This window comes from Corynebacterium sp. MSK297 (assembly GCF_030232885.1).
Classification (GTDB): Bacteria; Actinomycetota; Actinomycetes; order Mycobacteriales; family Mycobacteriaceae; genus Corynebacterium.
The window spans coordinates 113,036-128,423 of the sequence record NZ_JASPGD010000005.1 but is presented as its reverse complement, the minus strand read 5'-3'; the positions used below and the strand labels follow the sequence as shown (position 1 = coordinate 128,423).

General features: G+C 57.1%; 15 protein-coding genes. 9 read left to right on the top strand and 6 right to left on the bottom strand.

Annotated features, from left to right (window positions below; genetic code table 11):
• The first annotated feature begins 24 nt into the window (after window positions 1-24).
• The 5 genes from pknB (at window position 25) to QP888_RS06960 (ending at window position 4,832) form a co-directional block, all read left to right on the top strand.
• Window positions 25-2,088, top strand: coding sequence for a Stk1 family PASTA domain-containing Ser/Thr kinase (gene pknB / locus QP888_RS06980; RefSeq protein ID WP_284812805.1), 2,064 nt, complete (start codon window positions 25-27; stop codon window positions 2,086-2,088).
• Window positions 2,089-2,257: 169 nt separating this feature from the next.
• On the top strand, window positions 2,258-2,530 hold the full coding sequence (gene crgA, locus QP888_RS06975; RefSeq protein WP_284812804.1) for a cell division protein CrgA: 273 nt from the start codon (window positions 2,258-2,260) through the stop codon (window positions 2,528-2,530).
• A gap of 146 nt (window positions 2,531-2,676) precedes the next feature.
• A complete protein-coding gene (locus tag QP888_RS06970) occupies window positions 2,677-3,060 on the top strand; it encodes a hypothetical protein (protein WP_284812803.1) in 384 nt (127 codons plus the stop codon).
• Between the two features lie 90 nt (window positions 3,061-3,150).
• Window positions 3,151-3,675 carry an RNA polymerase sigma factor gene (locus tag QP888_RS06965; RefSeq protein WP_284812802.1) on the top strand — a complete coding sequence of 175 codons (525 nt, stop codon included), beginning with the start codon at window positions 3,151-3,153 and terminating at the stop codon, window positions 3,673-3,675.
• Window positions 3,675-4,832, top strand: a complete 1,158-nt coding sequence (locus tag QP888_RS06960) for a hypothetical protein (protein WP_284812800.1) — start codon at window positions 3,675-3,677, stop codon at window positions 4,830-4,832. Before QP888_RS06965 ends, QP888_RS06960 begins: the two co-directional genes overlap by 1 nt.
• On the opposite strand, the gene QP888_RS06955 is transcribed toward QP888_RS06960, so the two are convergent.
• Together QP888_RS06955 and QP888_RS06950 are read right to left on the bottom strand one after the other, a co-directional pair.
• On the bottom strand, window positions 4,829-4,993 hold the full coding sequence (locus QP888_RS06955) for a hypothetical protein (RefSeq protein ID WP_284812799.1): 165 nt from the start codon (window positions 4,991-4,993) through the stop codon (window positions 4,829-4,831). The genes QP888_RS06960 and QP888_RS06955 overlap by 4 nt on opposite strands.
• A 450-nt stretch (window positions 4,994-5,443) precedes the next feature.
• The gene (locus QP888_RS06950; protein WP_284812797.1) at window positions 5,444-5,974 is read right to left on the bottom strand and encodes a peptidylprolyl isomerase; all 531 of its coding nucleotides are present in this window, start codon (window positions 5,972-5,974) and stop codon (window positions 5,444-5,446) included.
• A 172-nt stretch (window positions 5,975-6,146) separates the two neighbouring features.
• Between QP888_RS06950 and QP888_RS06945 the strand changes: the two genes are divergently transcribed.
• Complete coding sequence (locus QP888_RS06945) at window positions 6,147-7,241, top strand: YihY/virulence factor BrkB family protein (RefSeq protein WP_284812796.1); 1,095 nt, start codon at window positions 6,147-6,149, stop codon at window positions 7,239-7,241.
• A 73-nt stretch (window positions 7,242-7,314) separates the two neighbouring features.
• Here the strand turns inward: QP888_RS06945 and metE are convergent, their stop codons facing one another.
• The 3 genes from metE to QP888_RS06930 all read right to left on the bottom strand — a co-directional run bounded on the left by metE (window position 7,315) and on the right by QP888_RS06930 (window position 10,979).
• Complete coding sequence (gene metE, locus QP888_RS06940) at window positions 7,315-9,612, bottom strand: 5-methyltetrahydropteroyltriglutamate--homocysteine S-methyltransferase (protein ID WP_284812795.1); 2,298 nt, start codon at window positions 9,610-9,612, stop codon at window positions 7,315-7,317.
• A gap of 112 nt (window positions 9,613-9,724) precedes the next feature.
• Window positions 9,725-10,708, bottom strand: coding sequence for a methylenetetrahydrofolate reductase (locus QP888_RS06935; protein WP_284812794.1), 984 nt, complete (start codon window positions 10,706-10,708; stop codon window positions 9,725-9,727).
• Between the two features lie 109 nt (window positions 10,709-10,817).
• A complete protein-coding gene (locus QP888_RS06930; RefSeq protein WP_284812793.1) occupies window positions 10,818-10,979 on the bottom strand; it encodes a hypothetical protein in 162 nt (53 codons plus the stop codon).
• 61 nt (window positions 10,980-11,040) lie between these two features.
• On the opposite strand from QP888_RS06930, the gene QP888_RS06925 reads away from it, so the two are divergent.
• From QP888_RS06925 to QP888_RS06915, 3 genes are all read left to right on the top strand, one after another.
• Window positions 11,041-12,189, top strand: coding sequence for a hypothetical protein (locus tag QP888_RS06925; RefSeq protein ID WP_284812792.1), 1,149 nt, complete (start codon window positions 11,041-11,043; stop codon window positions 12,187-12,189).
• Window positions 12,190-12,401: 212 nt separating this feature from the next.
• Complete coding sequence (locus tag QP888_RS06920) at window positions 12,402-12,638, top strand: hypothetical protein (RefSeq protein ID WP_284812790.1); 237 nt, start codon at window positions 12,402-12,404, stop codon at window positions 12,636-12,638.
• Window positions 12,639-12,647: 9 nt separating this feature from the next.
• Window positions 12,648-13,790, top strand: a complete 1,143-nt coding sequence (locus QP888_RS06915; RefSeq protein WP_284812789.1) for a glycosyltransferase family 4 protein — start codon at window positions 12,648-12,650, stop codon at window positions 13,788-13,790.
• A 35-nt stretch (window positions 13,791-13,825) separates the two neighbouring features.
• Here the strand turns inward: QP888_RS06915 and QP888_RS06910 are convergent, their stop codons facing one another.
• Window positions 13,826-15,052, bottom strand: coding sequence for an ATP-binding protein (locus QP888_RS06910; RefSeq protein WP_284812787.1), 1,227 nt, complete (start codon window positions 15,050-15,052; stop codon window positions 13,826-13,828).
• Between the last annotated feature and the right edge of the window lie 336 nt (window positions 15,053-15,388).

Here is a 15,388-nt window from a genome sequence, read left to right as displayed (position 1 = left end):
GGCTGAGCAGGAGACAGAATAACAATGAATTACAGCTTGGCGCAGCGCTATGAATTAGGCGAGATCATCGGCAGCGGCGGCATGTCCGACGTGTACGCGGCACAAGATACGTTGTTGGGCCGCGATGTAGCGGTGAAGATGCTGCGTTCCGAAATGGCACGGGATACGAACTTCCGTGAGCGTTTCCGTCGCGAAGCCCGGAATTCATCGAAGTTGAACCATCCGAATATCGTGGCGGTCTATGACACCGGTGAAGAAACCATCGATGGTATCGGCATTCCGTATATCGTCATGGAACGTATTCACGGCAATACGCTGCGGGATTTATTGCGCAACGACGGACCAATGAGCCCGCACGAAGCCGCCGAGATTCTGCAGCCGGTGTGTTCTGCTCTGCAGGCCAGCCACGATGCTGGCATCATCCACCGTGATATTAAACCGGCGAATATTATGCTCACCAACACCGGAATGGTGAAGGTGATGGATTTCGGCATCGCCCGCGCGTTGGACGATTCCACCTCGGCGATGACGCAGACTTCTGCCGTGATTGGTACAGCGCAGTACCTGTCGCCGGAGCAAGCCCGGGGCAAGAATGCGGATGCACGTTCCGATGTTTATGCGTTGGGTTGTGTCCTCTACGAGGCCATTACCGGCAATACTCCTTTCCAGGGAGAAACCCCGTTTGCCGTGGCGTATCAGCACGTGCAAGAAGACGTCACCCCGCCGTCGGAACGCATGACAGATGTGGATCTGTCGCCGACATCATTGCTCAATGTCGATGCCGTGGTCATGACGTCCATGGCGAAACACCCGGGGGATCGCTACCAGTCCGCCGCCGAGATGGGCCAGGATCTCGAGCTATTGTCCCGTGGTTCCGTGACTCAGGCGGCCCGCACGCATGTGGCACCGTCGCAGGAACAATTCCCCACCCACACCGTCGGTTATCCAGAAACTCGTGCTGCACAACCGCAGCAGGCGTACCCAGAAACCGCGATGGCCGGTGCGCCAGGTCCAGCCAGTGCGGCTGGGATGGCCGCCGGAGCAGCGGGAGCGCTACCGGCCACTGCCCGGGGCGCGCACGCAGCACCTCCAACGGCGACAACGGCGAAACCGTCAAGCCATTTACGCTGGTTAGTCGCATTTATTGTGATTGCACTGCTGCTGATTGGCGCTGGCTATGCCTGGAGTGTGCTCAACGACCGGGACTCGCGCAGACAGTCGGATAACGTCGCGCAATCCGAGACCGTGTCATTACCAAATATCATTGGCTTGGAACGCAACGAGGCCATCGCGAAGCTGGAAGAGGTTGACCTGCGTCCAGAAATCGTCGACGCGCCAGATCCAGAGATTCCAGAACACCACGTCGTGCGCACCAATCCGAGTGTAGGTTCGCAATTGCAGCGCAACACCACGGTGACCGTGACGGTGTCGACGGGTAAGGAAGATACCCAGGTTCCACGTTTGGTGAACATGACCCCACAAGAGGCCTCGGCTGCGCTTACCGACGCCGGGTTGCAACTGGAACCGGATGTTGACGAGGAGTTTTCAGATTCCGTGGAACAGGGCCGGATTACCCGCCACGAACCAGCCGCTGGCGCAAGCTTGCCGAAGGGTTCCAAGGTGCGGGTGACGATCTCGCGGGGCCCAGAAATCGTGGATGTGCGCGTTCCTAGTCTGACCGGTATGAACTGGAATCAGGCACGAGAAACCCTGGAATCGTTGGGCTTTGTAGCAAAGCCGCAGTTCGTCGATTCTTTGGAACCATCCGACCGCGTACTCACCGTGGATGGTGCGGGAGATAAGCGTCCGGAAGGTTCGGATGTGCGGGTGGAAGTGTCCAATGGCGCGCTGATGCAGATGCCGGATATCACGCATAAAAATCGTAGCCAAGCGCTATCTGCCCTGCGTGATGCTGGTTGGGAAGGCAGCGAATCGAAGCTGATCGCTGGGGAACCGGTTGATACCGCACTGGTAACCGATCAAGGCTTGGTTTCGGTCACCGACCCGGCGCCTGGCGAGACGATCCGCAAGGATCAAGAGGTCCGAGTTCGCTATTACGAGTTCAACCTGCGCGCACTGGTTCGATAACCGAGCACAGCAAATTCCGTAACCGAGCACGACCAACAGCGTAGAGCCAACAGCGTAGAGTCAACGGCTTAGAGTAACGGCGTCGTCCTGCTGATCAGGCGGCGGCGCTGTTACACTAAACAGCATCAAACTATCCCTAACCCAACGACGATTTTGATGAAGGTGCATCATGCCTAAGGCAAAGGTCTCACAGTCTAGTAACCAGTTTTCCGGCCAGTCGTCCAGTGCCAGCCGCACCCCGGTCAAGATCAACACCGGCGGCACCCCCAAGTGGTACAAGGGCCTGATGTTTTTCTTCATCCTGGGTGGGTTACTGTACCTCGTGATCAACTACCTGGCTGGCCCGTCGATTCCGTTCATGCGGGATTTGCAGGCCTGGAACTACGGCATTGGTTTCGGCTTGTTCATCATTGGTTTGTTGATGACGATGGGATGGCGCTAGCCGCACGCACCACGCTCGCCACCACACCTTTGCTACCAGTGCAAACAATGCCAGCAAAACTCTTTCTCTCCGCGTGTAATAACTCCGGGTGTAGCGACACAAACAAGACGTCAGCACTTCCCGCCCGTGAGTTAAGGAGAAACAACATGAAAACTCGTGGCACTGCTATCACCGCCGGAATCATCGGAACCATAGCTATTGCCGGTGGCGGCATTGCACTGGCCACCTCCGCTCAGGAGCCATTCAGCGAAAATGCTTTTGAGGTCACCGGCGAAAACGAAAACTTGGATGTCACCGTCGACGGCATTGTGCAGCCGGGCGAAGAGCTTCTGATCGCAGCCACCTGCCCAGGCCAGGACGTCCGCGCCGATCTGAACACCAGTTTCGGCGAGGCCACCACCATGTCTCCAGGCGCAGACGTCGGCAAGCTGATCGGCTATATCACCCTGCCGGCTGATTTCACTGACGACGGCGCCACCGCCACCATCACCTGCTCGTCGGGCGTGGCTGATACGGTTGCCATTAACTAGGCAACGGATCTTCCGGAATCCCACCCGGCGGATCCACCACAGATCATCCAAAAACCACCCGCATAATCACCCGCGCAGTAGGACTTATTTGTGACCAGTGATTTGAGGTCGCCGCACGATCAGGCGGCTTTCACCACGATCTACCGGGAGCATTACCCGCAGATTTTGGCTTATCTTCGCCGGCGCGTAGCGGCTGAGTCCGCAGAGGAATACTGCGCGGATGTGTTCGGGCGCGCATGGGCGAATTTTTCATCACTGAAAGACCCGCAGCGCCCCTTGCCGTGGCTGTATGGCATCGCCGGCAATGTGGTCAAGGAATATTACCGCGGAAAATCCTCCCGCCAGGATCACGTGGAAGAAGAAGCAGAACTTGATCAGATTGCTGCCGACGACTTCAGCCAAGTCGCGGATTTATCGCTCGATATCAACCGCGCATTGAACACACTGCCGTTTGCGGATCGCGACATCATCACCCTGCACGCGTGGGAGCAGTTGAGTATCCCGGATATCGCTGCCAGTTTAGGCATCACCGAAAATAATGCACGCGTGAAACTGCACCGTGCACGCACCAGACTCAAAGAAGCGTTGGAACCAGAAAATTTAGGTCGGCCATAATGACACACTTTGATGATGAGCTCACCCGGCAACTTGCCGACGCCAACCCGGTACGCAACCCCGAGCTGACCGAGCTGGAACGACGCCGCAGCGAAAAGCACCTGCAGGCGATTCTGGGCGACGGCTCTGGCTCTAGCGCTAGAGCTGGCCGTAGCAACCGCGGGCGCTGGGTGCTGGGTGCTGCCGCTGCCGTCAGCGCGATCGCACTGGCTACCGGCCTGCTGCCGAGCCTGTTCAACGGCCAAGAAACCACGGCCACGGCAGAAGAATTCTTGCACACCGCTGGAGAATCCTCCCTCCACGCCGCCGATGCCACTGATATTGCCGTCACCGCGCAGGAATACCTGGAACGCACCGACCGCTTGGGCGAGGAATTCGTCTCTACCGCGTACGAAATCTCCGGCGATGGGCAAGTGCGTACCACCACGACGCAGAGCAATAGTGCCCCCGCCGAATTGCAGAACGCAGACCGGGACTTGGCCGTGGATCCAGTGCAGCTGCAGGCAACTGGCTCGGATGCCGACAGCCTGCGGGCGCTCGCAGATTCTGTGGATGATTCCACCGCACGTGGTGTGCTGAAGCTGCTGTTGCACCCGGCGCTTTCGAGTGCCCAACAAAAAGCATTGTATGAGCTGATGGCCTCGCTCGACGGAAATGACTTGGCTGGTGTGGAACAATCTGCGACCGGCGGCGACGATGAAATCGTGACCGTGATCCGTGATGTGGATCAGCTGAGTTTTTCGGTAATTCCGGCAACCGGTCAGTTAGTACGCGTACACGGTTTGGTGGGGCCGGAGATCACTACGGAAGTTGCTGCTACCGCGATTGTGGATTGTGTCCACGTCACCGGGTTGGAAGGCCCAGAAATGATTTCCACTGCGTGCGCGGACAACAACTACTATGTGGAAGATCTCGAGTGGGAGAACTGGGGCGCTGATATCGCAACTGCCACCGGCACCGCGTGGATCAATGATTGCGATCCGCTGTGCGCCGACGGTGAATTCGACACTTTCCCGGTTCGGCTGACGCTGGATAAGCGCGAAGAATGTGGTTATAACGCCCGCATTTACTCCCGTATGGTGCTCGACTACCCAGAAAACCCGGAGCGTAACGAGGAGTTTTCTATTGGCTGCGCGCAAACAAATGACCTAGCTTAGTCGACCCAGTTCGTCCGCAGAATCAGCCGACCAGCCAGTTTAATTACGCCCAGAAAGCAGCGCCCGTACTTTCCCGGAGTACCGTCCCCGGATTTCCATAATCCCCGTAATCCCGTAATCCCCATGGTGTCCACAGTGTGTGAATTGTTGTGGATAACCATGGGGATTTTTCTGTTGTGAAATCACAAGTTGCCGACAAAGTTATCCACAAGCTGTGGACTAATTTGTGAACAACGTGGATTGTGAACAAACCACACGCGGTAATTTCACCGGCTGTGAACAAAACCGCGGAACAAAATCTGGAAATCTGCGTCTTCAGCTGCATAAATAACATTCAAGTGAAACTTGAGGTTCGAAATTACAATCATGGTTTTCCACATTATCCACAAGTCTTGTGGATAACTTGCCAAGGTTTGTCCACAGTACATTTCGGTGGATAACTCCGTGAATAAACAGTGAATAAGCGGTGAATACTGTTCATAAGCCACGGTGCGGTGCCAGAGCGAGGTAAAACCGCACAGAAAAACCCGGAGCCGACACACTGTGTGTGCCAACTCCGGGTAACGAAGTACAAGCAATAAAAAGCAGCGAAAGCTAGAGCTTATGCAAGCTTATGCTCCCTCGGAAATTTCCACGGACTCGATCACGACGTCGTCATGCGGACGATCCATGCGGTCAGTAGAAACCTGAGCGATCTTGTCGACAACCTTCTGCGAATCCTTATCGGTGACCTCACCAAAGATGGTGTGCGCACCGGTCAGGTGTGGGGTCTTGCCGACGGTGATGAAAAACTGCGAACCGTTGGTGCCCGGGCCAGCATTCGCCATGGCCAGCAGGTATGGACGGTCGAAAGAAAGCTCTGGGTGGAATTCATCACGGAACTGGTAGCCCGGGCCACCACGGCCGGTGCCGGTTGGGTCGCCGCCCTGGATCATGAATCCGTCGATGATGCGGTGGAAGATGGCGCCGTCGTAGAACGGACCTTCTTGGCCACCCTGTGCGTTCTGGGTGGAGTATTCCTGGGTTCCTTTGGCCAGGCCGACGAAGTTTTCGACGGTCACTGGTGCGTGATTGCCGAACAGCTCAATCACGATATCGCCATGATTAGTGTGCAAAGTTGCCTTGGCAGTGGATTTACTCATGCCCACCACTATAGACGAGACCACGGCCTGGCTGGTCGCACCGGCGGCTCTCCTTCGGGTTTCCTGCCCCAGAGCTCATTTCCTTTCCCGCCCCGCTGCCACCAATCACACGAGCTTTTCAGTACACTACGGTGGTCCCCTCAGCCCCCAACATCGTAAGGACGCTACCACCATGGCCGGCGCCCACCGCGCAGAACCCGTCACTCCCCCGCCACGGCCGCAACTGACCCGGCTCGGCTGGTGGTATACGATCCGCCGCATCGTGGTGCAATCACTCCGGCTGCAAATCCCAGACATGGGCGCAGGGCTCACCTATTTCACACTGCTGGCACTGGCGCCGACGTTGCTGGTTTTTTATGGCATCGGTGTGCTCATCATGGCGAATAACCGCGAGCTCCTGGAAAACCTGTTGTGGGATTTCCTGGGCGGAATTTTGCCGGTCAACCACACCGAAACCGTGCTCAACACCGTCGACACTGTTTTATCCAGCACGTCGACAAACCTGCTCGGCCTGCTCGCCGGTGTAGTCTTAGCCGCAATCTCCTCATCCGCCTACGTGCGCGCCTTCGCCAGGTTTTCCACCCGCGTGTACGGCGATATCGACGGTCGGCCGCTCCTACACGTCTGGTCATCCATGGCGTTGTTATCCGTAGCCATGATTTTGGGCGTGTGCCTGATCTTCTTGGCACTCGTCGTCAATGTCACCGTCGTGGAAACGCTGATCCAACCCATCGCAGGGCCACTGGGCATCTATGAAGAAATTGAATTTCTCACCACCGCCATCTTGCCCATTTGGGCGTGGCTGCGCTGGCCAGTCATCGTGATCATGGCCGCGGGCCTTATTTCCGTGCTGTATTACTATGCACCGAACGTGCGCCCGTACCGGTCCAAGTGGCGGATCTTCACGCTTGGGGCATTCGTCGCCCTGGTACTGATCTTCCTCACCGGCGGCGGCTTATACGTGTATTTTGTGCACCTATCGTCGCTGAATTCTTATGGTGCGCTAGGCTCAATCGTGACGTTTTTCTTTGGCTGCTGGATCGCCAATACCAGCCTGGTCTTCGGCGTCGTCATTGATGCTGAGGTCGAACGCACCCGCCAAATCCGTGAAGGCATCTTGGATAATGATCCCACCGATAACACTCGGTTAGCCGAACAAACCCCACACCTAGAGCACCGGTCGACAAAACAGCAAGAAAAAATGGAGCGCATCCTCGGCTCACTGGAAGATGATGCCCAGCAGCTCAAGGACGCGCCCCAAGATTAAGTGGTAGCGCCTCAGGCCAGCTGTCAGCACCGCCCGATTGTGCTTGGCGACGCCGACGCTAACCGTCTCGCTGTTAGTTCAGTGATTCCACCACGTTGTTGCGCGCGGTAACCATGTTGCGCAGCGACTCCTCGGTCTCTTCGTAACCACGGGTCTTCAAACCACAGTCCGGGTTGATCCACAGGCGCTTCTCGTCGACGTTCTTCAACGCCGCACGAATCAGCTCTTCCATCTCTTCCACCGACGGGATGCGTGGCGAGTGGATGTCGTAGATGCCCGGTCCGATTTCGCTGGTGAAGGAATCGTTGAGATCCTCCAGCAATTCCATGCGGGAACGTGCGGCCTCGATGGAGGTCACGTCGGCATCCAGTGCGGCGACCGCGTCGATGATCTGGCCGAACTCGGAGTAGCACAGGTGGGTGTGGATCTGTGTCTTTGGCTTCGCCTCCAGCGAGACCAAGCGGAAGGCACGTACGGCCCAGTCCAGGTAGGAAGCGCGGTCGGATTCGCGCAGTGGCAACAACTCGCGCAGGGCTGGCTCGTCGATCTGGATGATGTCGATGCCAGCTTCTTCCAGGTCAGCAACTTCGTCGGCAAGCGCGACACCGATTTGGTCGGCGGAGACGGACTGGTGGACGTCGTCACGAATGAACGACCACGCCAGGATGGTCACCGGGCCAGTCAGCATGCCCTTGACGTGCTTGTCGGACAGCGACTGCGCGTACTTCGCCCACTCGGTGGTCATGGCCTCCGGGCGGGAGACATCGCCGACCACGATTGGAGGACGGGTGCAGCGGGAACCGTAGGACTGTACCCAGCCGTTTTCGGTGACCACAAAGCCGTCGAGAAGCTCCGCGAAGTACTGCACCATGTCGTTGCGCTCAGGTTCTCCGTGTACCAGCACGTCGATGCCCAAGTCTTCCTGCAGCTTGATCACCGAGGCGATCTCCCCGCGCAGCTCTTCCACGTACTGCTCGTCGGTGAGCTTACCAGCGCGGTGATCGGCGCGGGCACCACGGATCTGCTTGGTCTGTGGGAAGGAACCGATGGTGGTGGTCGGCAACTTCGGCAGGCCCAGTTCCTCTTGGATTTCGGTGCGCTCGGCGAACTTCGGTTCACGAGCAACCTGGCCTTCTGGCAGCTTGGCGACGCGCTGGGCGACGGCCGCATTGTGCGTACGCTCGGATTCCTTGCGGGTGCGCAGGGCGCGCTCTGAGCGGGCGAAAGTCTGCTCTACCTCATCGCGCTTGCCGTCCAGGGCTGCGGCGATGGCGACGACCTCGGAGATTTTCTCGTCAGCGAAAGAGAACCAACCAGCGACGTCGACAGGCAGGTTCTTTTCTGCCTCGACGGTGTGTGGCACGTGCTGCAGCGACACGGAGGTCGTGACGTGCTTGACGCCGAGTTCTTCCGCGGTTGCTACCAGCGAGTTCAGGTCGCCAGCCCACACATTGCGGCCATCGACCAGACCGGCCACCAGGGTGGTCTGTGGTGACTTGGCTACAGCTTCTTTGATGCGGCCCAGGTAGTTCGAATCCAGCGCCTGGGTTGGGCGGGAAACATCCACCTGGAAGGCCTCTGGGGCGGCGGCCAGCAACTTGTCCAGGCCAGCCTGCAGCGAACCATATGGGGTGGTCAGGTACACCTGCGGGCGGTTGTCGTTGCCCAGCAGTTCCGTCCAGATGGCACCGGCGCGATCGGCGAGTTCAGCATCGGAGATTCCGGTGTGGTCCGCAACCAAGGCAGGTTCTGCAACCTGTACCCACTCCACGCCGGCTTCCTTCAGTGCCGCGAACACCTTTGCATAGGATTTCGCGAGGTCATCCACGCGATCCAACGGGTTGGTGGTGCCGTCGGCTGCCTTGGAGAGAGCCAACACGGTGACTGGTCCCACCAGGTATGGGCGGATGGTGTGTCCGGCTTCGCGGGCTTCATCGACCAGCTTCAGCAGGCGCTGCGGGCGGGCAGTAAAGGACTGCTCAGCGCTGATTTCTGGGACGATGTAGTGGTAGTTGGTGTCGAACCACTTGGTCATTTCCAACGGGGCGGTATCAGCATTACCGCGAGCCAGGGTGAATTCCTCGTCCAGGCTAACTTCTTCTGCGTCGCCGCCCAGAGCACCGACGGTCAGTGCGGTTTCCAGCACCTGGTCGTAATACGCGACGTCGGCGGGGATGGCGTAGTCGTCGGCAAGACCCAGATCCTTCAGGCGGGCGTAGGTATCAATACGCAGCGAGTGTGCTGCGGATTCAAAAGTAGGGCGGTCGATGCGCCCGGCCCAGTAAGATTCCAGAGCACGCTTGAGCTCGCGGTTGGCGCCAACGCGGGGATAGCCCTCGATGGTTTTTGTTGGAAATGGTGTCTGCGACATGTCTGTCGTGTCCTTCCTCAAGGCAGGTGGGGTTTGTGTTTTGCGTGTTGATTGTGTTTACGGACTATGAAGTTGTGGGTTCTGTAGGGGTGCGGCGGGCCTAGCCAGAAAATCAGCCGGGCGCGCTTGGGCTGGGCGCGGTTGGCGGGCGAATCCCGACCGCGTCCAGGAGCTCTTGGGTGACCTCCGCGTTGTTGTGGGTGTAGATGTGCAGGCTGCCGACATCGTTGTCCACCATTGCTTGCACGAGTTCGGCGGTGATCGCGATGCCCTCGGCGCGCTCGTCCCGGGCGTTTTCTAGTCGGCGCACCAGGTGCTCCGGTACCGGCAGGCTGGAAAATTCCGCCATGCGGCGCAGGCGGCGCACGCTGGTAATCGGCATGATTCCCGGGATCTGTGGGATGCGCACGCCAGCCAGTTCTGCGCGACGACGGAACTTTAAGAAATCTTCGGCTTCGAAAAACAGCTGGCTGATGGCCAGATCGGCGCCGCTGCGTTGTTTGGACAGCAGCACGTCGAAGTTCTCGTCGTCGGTGCGCGCCTGGTAATGGCCGTTCGGGTAACTGGCCACGGCAACGGCCAAGCGGCCGGCGGCAAAACGAGCTGCCTGTTGGCTTTCCACTTGGCGGATCAGGCGCACGAGTTCGTCGGCGTACTGCAGGTGATCTGCTGGCAGCTTCACCTCGCCTTCTGGCAGGTCACCGCGCAGGGCTAATAAGCCACGCACGCCGGAATCGATGAGGCGGTTGATCCATGCGACCATCTCTTGCTTGGTGCCCGCCGTGCACGCGAGGTGCGCCAGGGTGCGCATGTTGGTTTCGCGGTCGATGCGGGAGATAAATTTTGCGGTGCCGTCCAACCAGCCGGAACGCCGTGAGCTGGTGACCGAGATATAGTCCGGCCGGTAAGATTCCAGCGTTTCCAGCAGATGGGAAATCTTCTTCTCGTCTACGTCATGGCGCGGCGGGATGACCTCGAAGGATAGTGCTGTGCGCTCTGATGCGGTACGTGGCTGCGTGTTTTCTGCGCTATCCAGGTTATCCGGATTAGCGCTGGAATCATCCAACGGTGCAGAGGCAGATACTCGTGGGGCCATTATTTGTCACCTCCTTCCGGCGGTTTGTGTCTTGATTGTGTACCAAGCTGTCTAGTGTTGGCATCAATCTAATGCTTACGCAGTTAACAAGGAAGAATCCGGAAAGGTATTACCATTCGGTGGGGCGTTCATGCTGGAAAAACAGTACTTGAGGGAACTGAATATAATTCGCCGCCAATCGGTAAAAATGAACCAAGCTGTCTATGGTATTACCATTAAGATGTGCTGGAAATACTTTATTTTCGCTGTTATCCCCCACATCAGCTTTCACAGCAACTATCCTTAGAACTAATAACTAGCGACAACCGTGTGATTAACGAGGTGAACACACCATGAGTTCTGCAAACGTCAACCTGCGCATCGCGCGGGACCTCAGCTCAACTGGCTGGGAAAAATTCAAAGATTACCGGGATAAAAAGTCCCAAGAGGCATTCGAATTCCTGGAAAGCGCGGCGAAAACCGTCGACAAGAGTGCAGAAAAGCACTTCCCGGAAGCACGCAAGGAAGCTGGCAAGCTCACCAAAGCTGCGCACGCGCGTCTAGACAAAAGCATTGAAAGCCTGCAGGATGTCGGCCGGGAACTTACCGACGGCGACGTCTCCGAAACGGTAGAAAACGCCCGCGAGGCCGCCAGTGAGAATTTCTCCAAGGCCACCAAAAAGGCTCAAAAGCAGGCGAAGAAGCTGCGCAAGAAAGCTAATAAAAAGCTGGGCCGGAAAAACCGCAAACGTCTATCTCGCGCAGAGAAAAAAGCCAACGCTGCTGCGCAGAAGGTCAAGGACAAAGCAGCCAAGAAACTAGATAAGAAGAACGCGAAAAAGGCTGCGAAAAAAGCTTCTAAGACCGTGCAGAAGCAGGCCGGCGAGCTGGCTGATAACGCACCACAGAAGCTGAAGAAAGCCCAGAAGCAAGCCGAAAAGACGGCTAAGCAGCAGGCCAAAAAGGCGCAGAAGCAGTTTGACAAGAAGACAAAGTCTCAGTCGAAATCCCGCGGCTTCGGTTTCTACGCCCTGTGGGCCGCTGTTCTCGCCGCAATCGTTGGTGTTATCGCCTATGTGCTGAACAAGCGCAACTCCGGCGCGCAAGAACAGCCACCAAAGGCTAGCGATTACAGCTCGAATACCACCAGCACGCTGGTGTACTCCTCGACCAGCGAAGATGACCTCGAAGCACCAAACGCGGATGCTTCCGAGGAAAACCACAAGGCAGAAAAGAAAGCCGGCGAGTTGGCCGAGGATCCAGCCGAGCGTGACGAGGAGTTGCTGGCAGACATTGACGAGCAGCTGGCCAAGAATCTTTCCCAGGGTGCTGCGGAAAACCTGGCTGCTTCCGAGGCCACCCGCGCTGTGGCTCACGACGATGCCGACGCCGCCGAAAAGGCAGCGCACATCGACGAGCAGCTGAAGGACAAGTTGGAATCGGATTCTGATTCGGATTCTGCGGCTGAAGCTGAAGGCGGTTCTGAGTCCGGCGACAAGTAATCGTCGGCAAGCTGGGTGCCGCAAGCCCGGCGTCGGCAAGCGGCGTCGTAAAGAGACATATGCCATAAAGTCGTTACGTGAGCTAAGCCATCTGCTTCGATAGGGTTTGTGGTGCAAGGGAATTATCAACACCACAGGCCCTATTTCTATGGCTGCAGCTGGTTATCAGCCAGCCAACAGGCGGTAATCAGCCGGTTATAGGACACAGCGGTGTGAAAGACGAGGAGGAAATTGCTTTGGGCGTGCAAGAACTGTCAGTGAAACTGGACAACGGCGCAACTTACTATTTCCCCGCCGGAATTGCCCCAGGTGAGCAAGGCAACCGCATCGAGATGCTGCGCGAGGCCATCGAAAACGATTCCGTGTTCCAGAGCGTCGATATCAACGGTGAAGAGCGCACCATTTATGGCAGCGAAGTGAAAAACTATCACCTCAGCGACGCGCTATAACCACCGACCATGCCGAAAACACTGCTGGTCACCAATGATTTCCCTCCGGTAATCGGGGGGATTGAATCATATCTACGGGATTTCGTTTCTCTTCTGAACCCCAACGAGATCATCGTTTTTGCGCCCACACGGGATAAAGCTGCCTGCGAGAACTACGATGCACAGCTGAAATACCCAGTGATTCGCTGGCCACACTGCCTATTACTGCCGACGCCGGGGGCGGCAAAGAAACTCCGCGAAATCATCCGCACCCACGATATTGACACCGTGTGGTTTGGTGCGGCTGCTCCCCTGGCGTTGCTGGCGAAGACCGCAAAAAAAGCCGGGGCGAAGAAAGTCATTTCCACCACGCACGGCCATGAAGTCGGCTGGTCCATGATCCCTGGAGCGCGCCAGGCGCTGCGCGTGATTGGCAATAACTCTGATGTGCTGACGTATATCTCGTCTTACACACGCCGTCGGCTGGAAAAACCCTTTGGTAGCCGCCCACGGTGGGTGCATCTGCCTTCCGGGGTCAACGCGGATAATTTTGGGATTGCGAGCCCTCAGCGGCAGGCGGAAGCGAAGCATGCCTTTGGGATTGCTGCTTCTGCGCCGACGATCGTATGCATTTCGCGTTTTGTGCCGCGTAAAGGCCAGGACAAGCTGTTGCGCGCGTTTCCGGTGCTGCGTCGGCAGTTTCCGGATGTGCAATTGATTTTGGTGGGCCGTGGGCGTTCGTATCGGCGCCTGGAAAGGCTGCGGCAGAAGTATGCGCCGGATGCTCTTTTGCTCAACAACACGGATTATCAGCAGAACCGGGTGCGCGTTAACAATGCGTTGGCTGCCGCGGATATTTTCGCGATGCCCGCTCGCACTCGCGCAGGAGGGTTATCCGTAGAAGGGCTGGGCATCGTGTATTTGGAAGCGCAGGCTTGTGGCATTCCGGTGGTCGCCGGAAGCTCCGGGGGTGCGCCGGAAACCATCACCGACGACACCGGCGTGGTAGTCAACGGGCACCGGGTGGCAAGCATTGTGCGCGGGTTGCAAGGCTTGCTTGCCGACGCCCAGCTGCGCTCAGAGATGGGTGCTGCGGGCAGGGCGCACGTCGTCAAGAATTGGAACTGGGATCTAATGGGCGCGCGGCTACAGAAGGAACTGCGCGAGATTTAGGCACTGCGGGAGCTTTAAGCCGTCCGTTTAACTGCCTAGCGCCCGAATGCACCAATGGCGATGACGTTGACGCCATCAGGCCGACGGTATGACATTCCACCGCCGGTCACGACCAGCAATTCAGCTGGCTCAGGCATCACCGCGGCGAATTTCTGCAGACTTGCCGCCGCACCGTCGACCACATTGGGATGGTGCCCGAGTTTGATCTCCACGAGCACTGTTCGCCCAGCGAGCGTCGTAATCGCATCAACTTCGGTGCCATCCCCGAGGCGAGCGTGATAGACCGGCTCGTTCGTCAGCGCGCGTAATTCATGAACCACCAGCGATTCAAAAAGCTGACCGAAAAATTCGAAGTCGTGTAAAAGATCGTCCGGCTGTTTTTGTAGCGCAGCAACTGCTAACGCTGGGTCTGCAAAGTGCCGTTTGGCTGCTTTGCGTAGTGGGGTACGTGAGCGCAGGGATTGTGACCACGCCGGTTGGTCTTGGCTGATGAAAATACGCTCGAGAGAATCCAAGTAGTCAATCGCAGTTTCTCTGTGCAATTCAGCATCTGTGGCGATTGCAGTCGTCGACATTTCAGTTCCGATCCCACGAGCCAGAGATCGCATTACCCGCAGAACCCGAGCTGGGTTACGCTTCACCTTGTCCGGTGTGGAAATGTCGAGCTCCACGATGGTCCGTACATAATCACGTAGGTTTGCTTGTGCATCCGCAACACTAAGACGCAAAAAGCCTGGCCACCCGCCTCGGCAAATCCTTTCCGCAAGATCGTGGATAGTTAGTTCCGTCTTGCCGACGCGCGGTGCCTCGCCCTTCACCATGTTGAGCAGTGAAGCTTGTCCAGTGGATTCTCCCGATTCTGCCAGTGTCATGGTATGCATTGTTAAGCGAGAGAATCTTCCGGCTCCAGAATGGCCTTGCACCGCTTCGGCTGGGGCGGTTGATCCTGTCAAAATAAATTGTCCAGGCTGCCCACGCCCATCAATTTCGTGGCGTACTACGTCCCATAATTTTGGTTGGGCCTGCCATTCGTCCAAAACTCTCGGCGTCGGCCCTTGTAATACAAGAGCCGGATCTACCCCCATTGAAATCTCCACATCAGGATCGATGTCTACTTTGATTTCGCTCTCGGCATGGTGACGGGCGGTCGCAGTCTTGCCACAACCCTTCGGTCCCTCAATCAACAAGGCTCCAGTGCGCCGCAACGACTGCTCCACAAAAACATCCGCTATCCGCGGAATATAGCCCTGAGACAACACCACTATTTCACCATCCGACAGTTTGAGGCGATTTTAACCGACACTTTGAGGTCATTTTATCCGACAGTTTGAGACGATTCTAACCGACACTTTGATGAACGCGCGTCTGCATTCGCCTGTGCTCGAGTCCATGTTTCACGTGAAACATTGTTTATCGCGATACCGGTGGATTGGTGGAACGACGCCATGCTTCATCAGAACTTTGACTACCGCACGCCAATAGAGGTTGAAGCAGAGTTTTGCAGCCGACAACCGGCTCGAGAAATAATGGAAATTAAGGCAAATGCCTAGAACAAAGCCCAGGGCACTTCAAGTTTCAAGCACAAAAATTGATGTTAC

Coding starts and splice junctions, on each gene's coding strand:
- QP888_RS06970 (WP_284812803.1), top strand. CDS start 2,677: ATGAAAACTCGTGGCACTGCTATCACCGCCGGAATCATCGGAACCATA.
- QP888_RS06955 (WP_284812799.1), bottom strand. CDS start 4,993: ATGGTTATCCACAACAATTCACACACTGTGGACACCATGGGGATTACG.
- QP888_RS06915 (WP_284812789.1), top strand. CDS start 12,648: ATGCCGAAAACACTGCTGGTCACCAATGATTTCCCTCCGGTAATCGGG.
- QP888_RS06950 (WP_284812797.1), bottom strand. CDS start 5,974: ATGAGTAAATCCACTGCCAAGGCAACTTTGCACACTAATCATGGCGAT.
- QP888_RS06960 (WP_284812800.1), top strand. CDS start 3,675: ATGACACACTTTGATGATGAGCTCACCCGGCAACTTGCCGACGCCAAC.
- QP888_RS06925 (WP_284812792.1), top strand. CDS start 11,041: ATGAGTTCTGCAAACGTCAACCTGCGCATCGCGCGGGACCTCAGCTCA.
- crgA (WP_284812804.1), top strand. CDS start 2,258: ATGCCTAAGGCAAAGGTCTCACAGTCTAGTAACCAGTTTTCCGGCCAG.
- QP888_RS06935 (WP_284812794.1), bottom strand. CDS start 10,708: ATGGCCCCACGAGTATCTGCCTCTGCACCGTTGGATGATTCCAGCGCT.
- metE (WP_284812795.1), bottom strand. CDS start 9,612: ATGTCGCAGACACCATTTCCAACAAAAACCATCGAGGGCTATCCCCGC.
- QP888_RS06945 (WP_284812796.1), top strand. CDS start 6,147: ATGGCCGGCGCCCACCGCGCAGAACCCGTCACTCCCCCGCCACGGCCG.
- pknB (WP_284812805.1), top strand. CDS start 25: ATGAATTACAGCTTGGCGCAGCGCTATGAATTAGGCGAGATCATCGGC.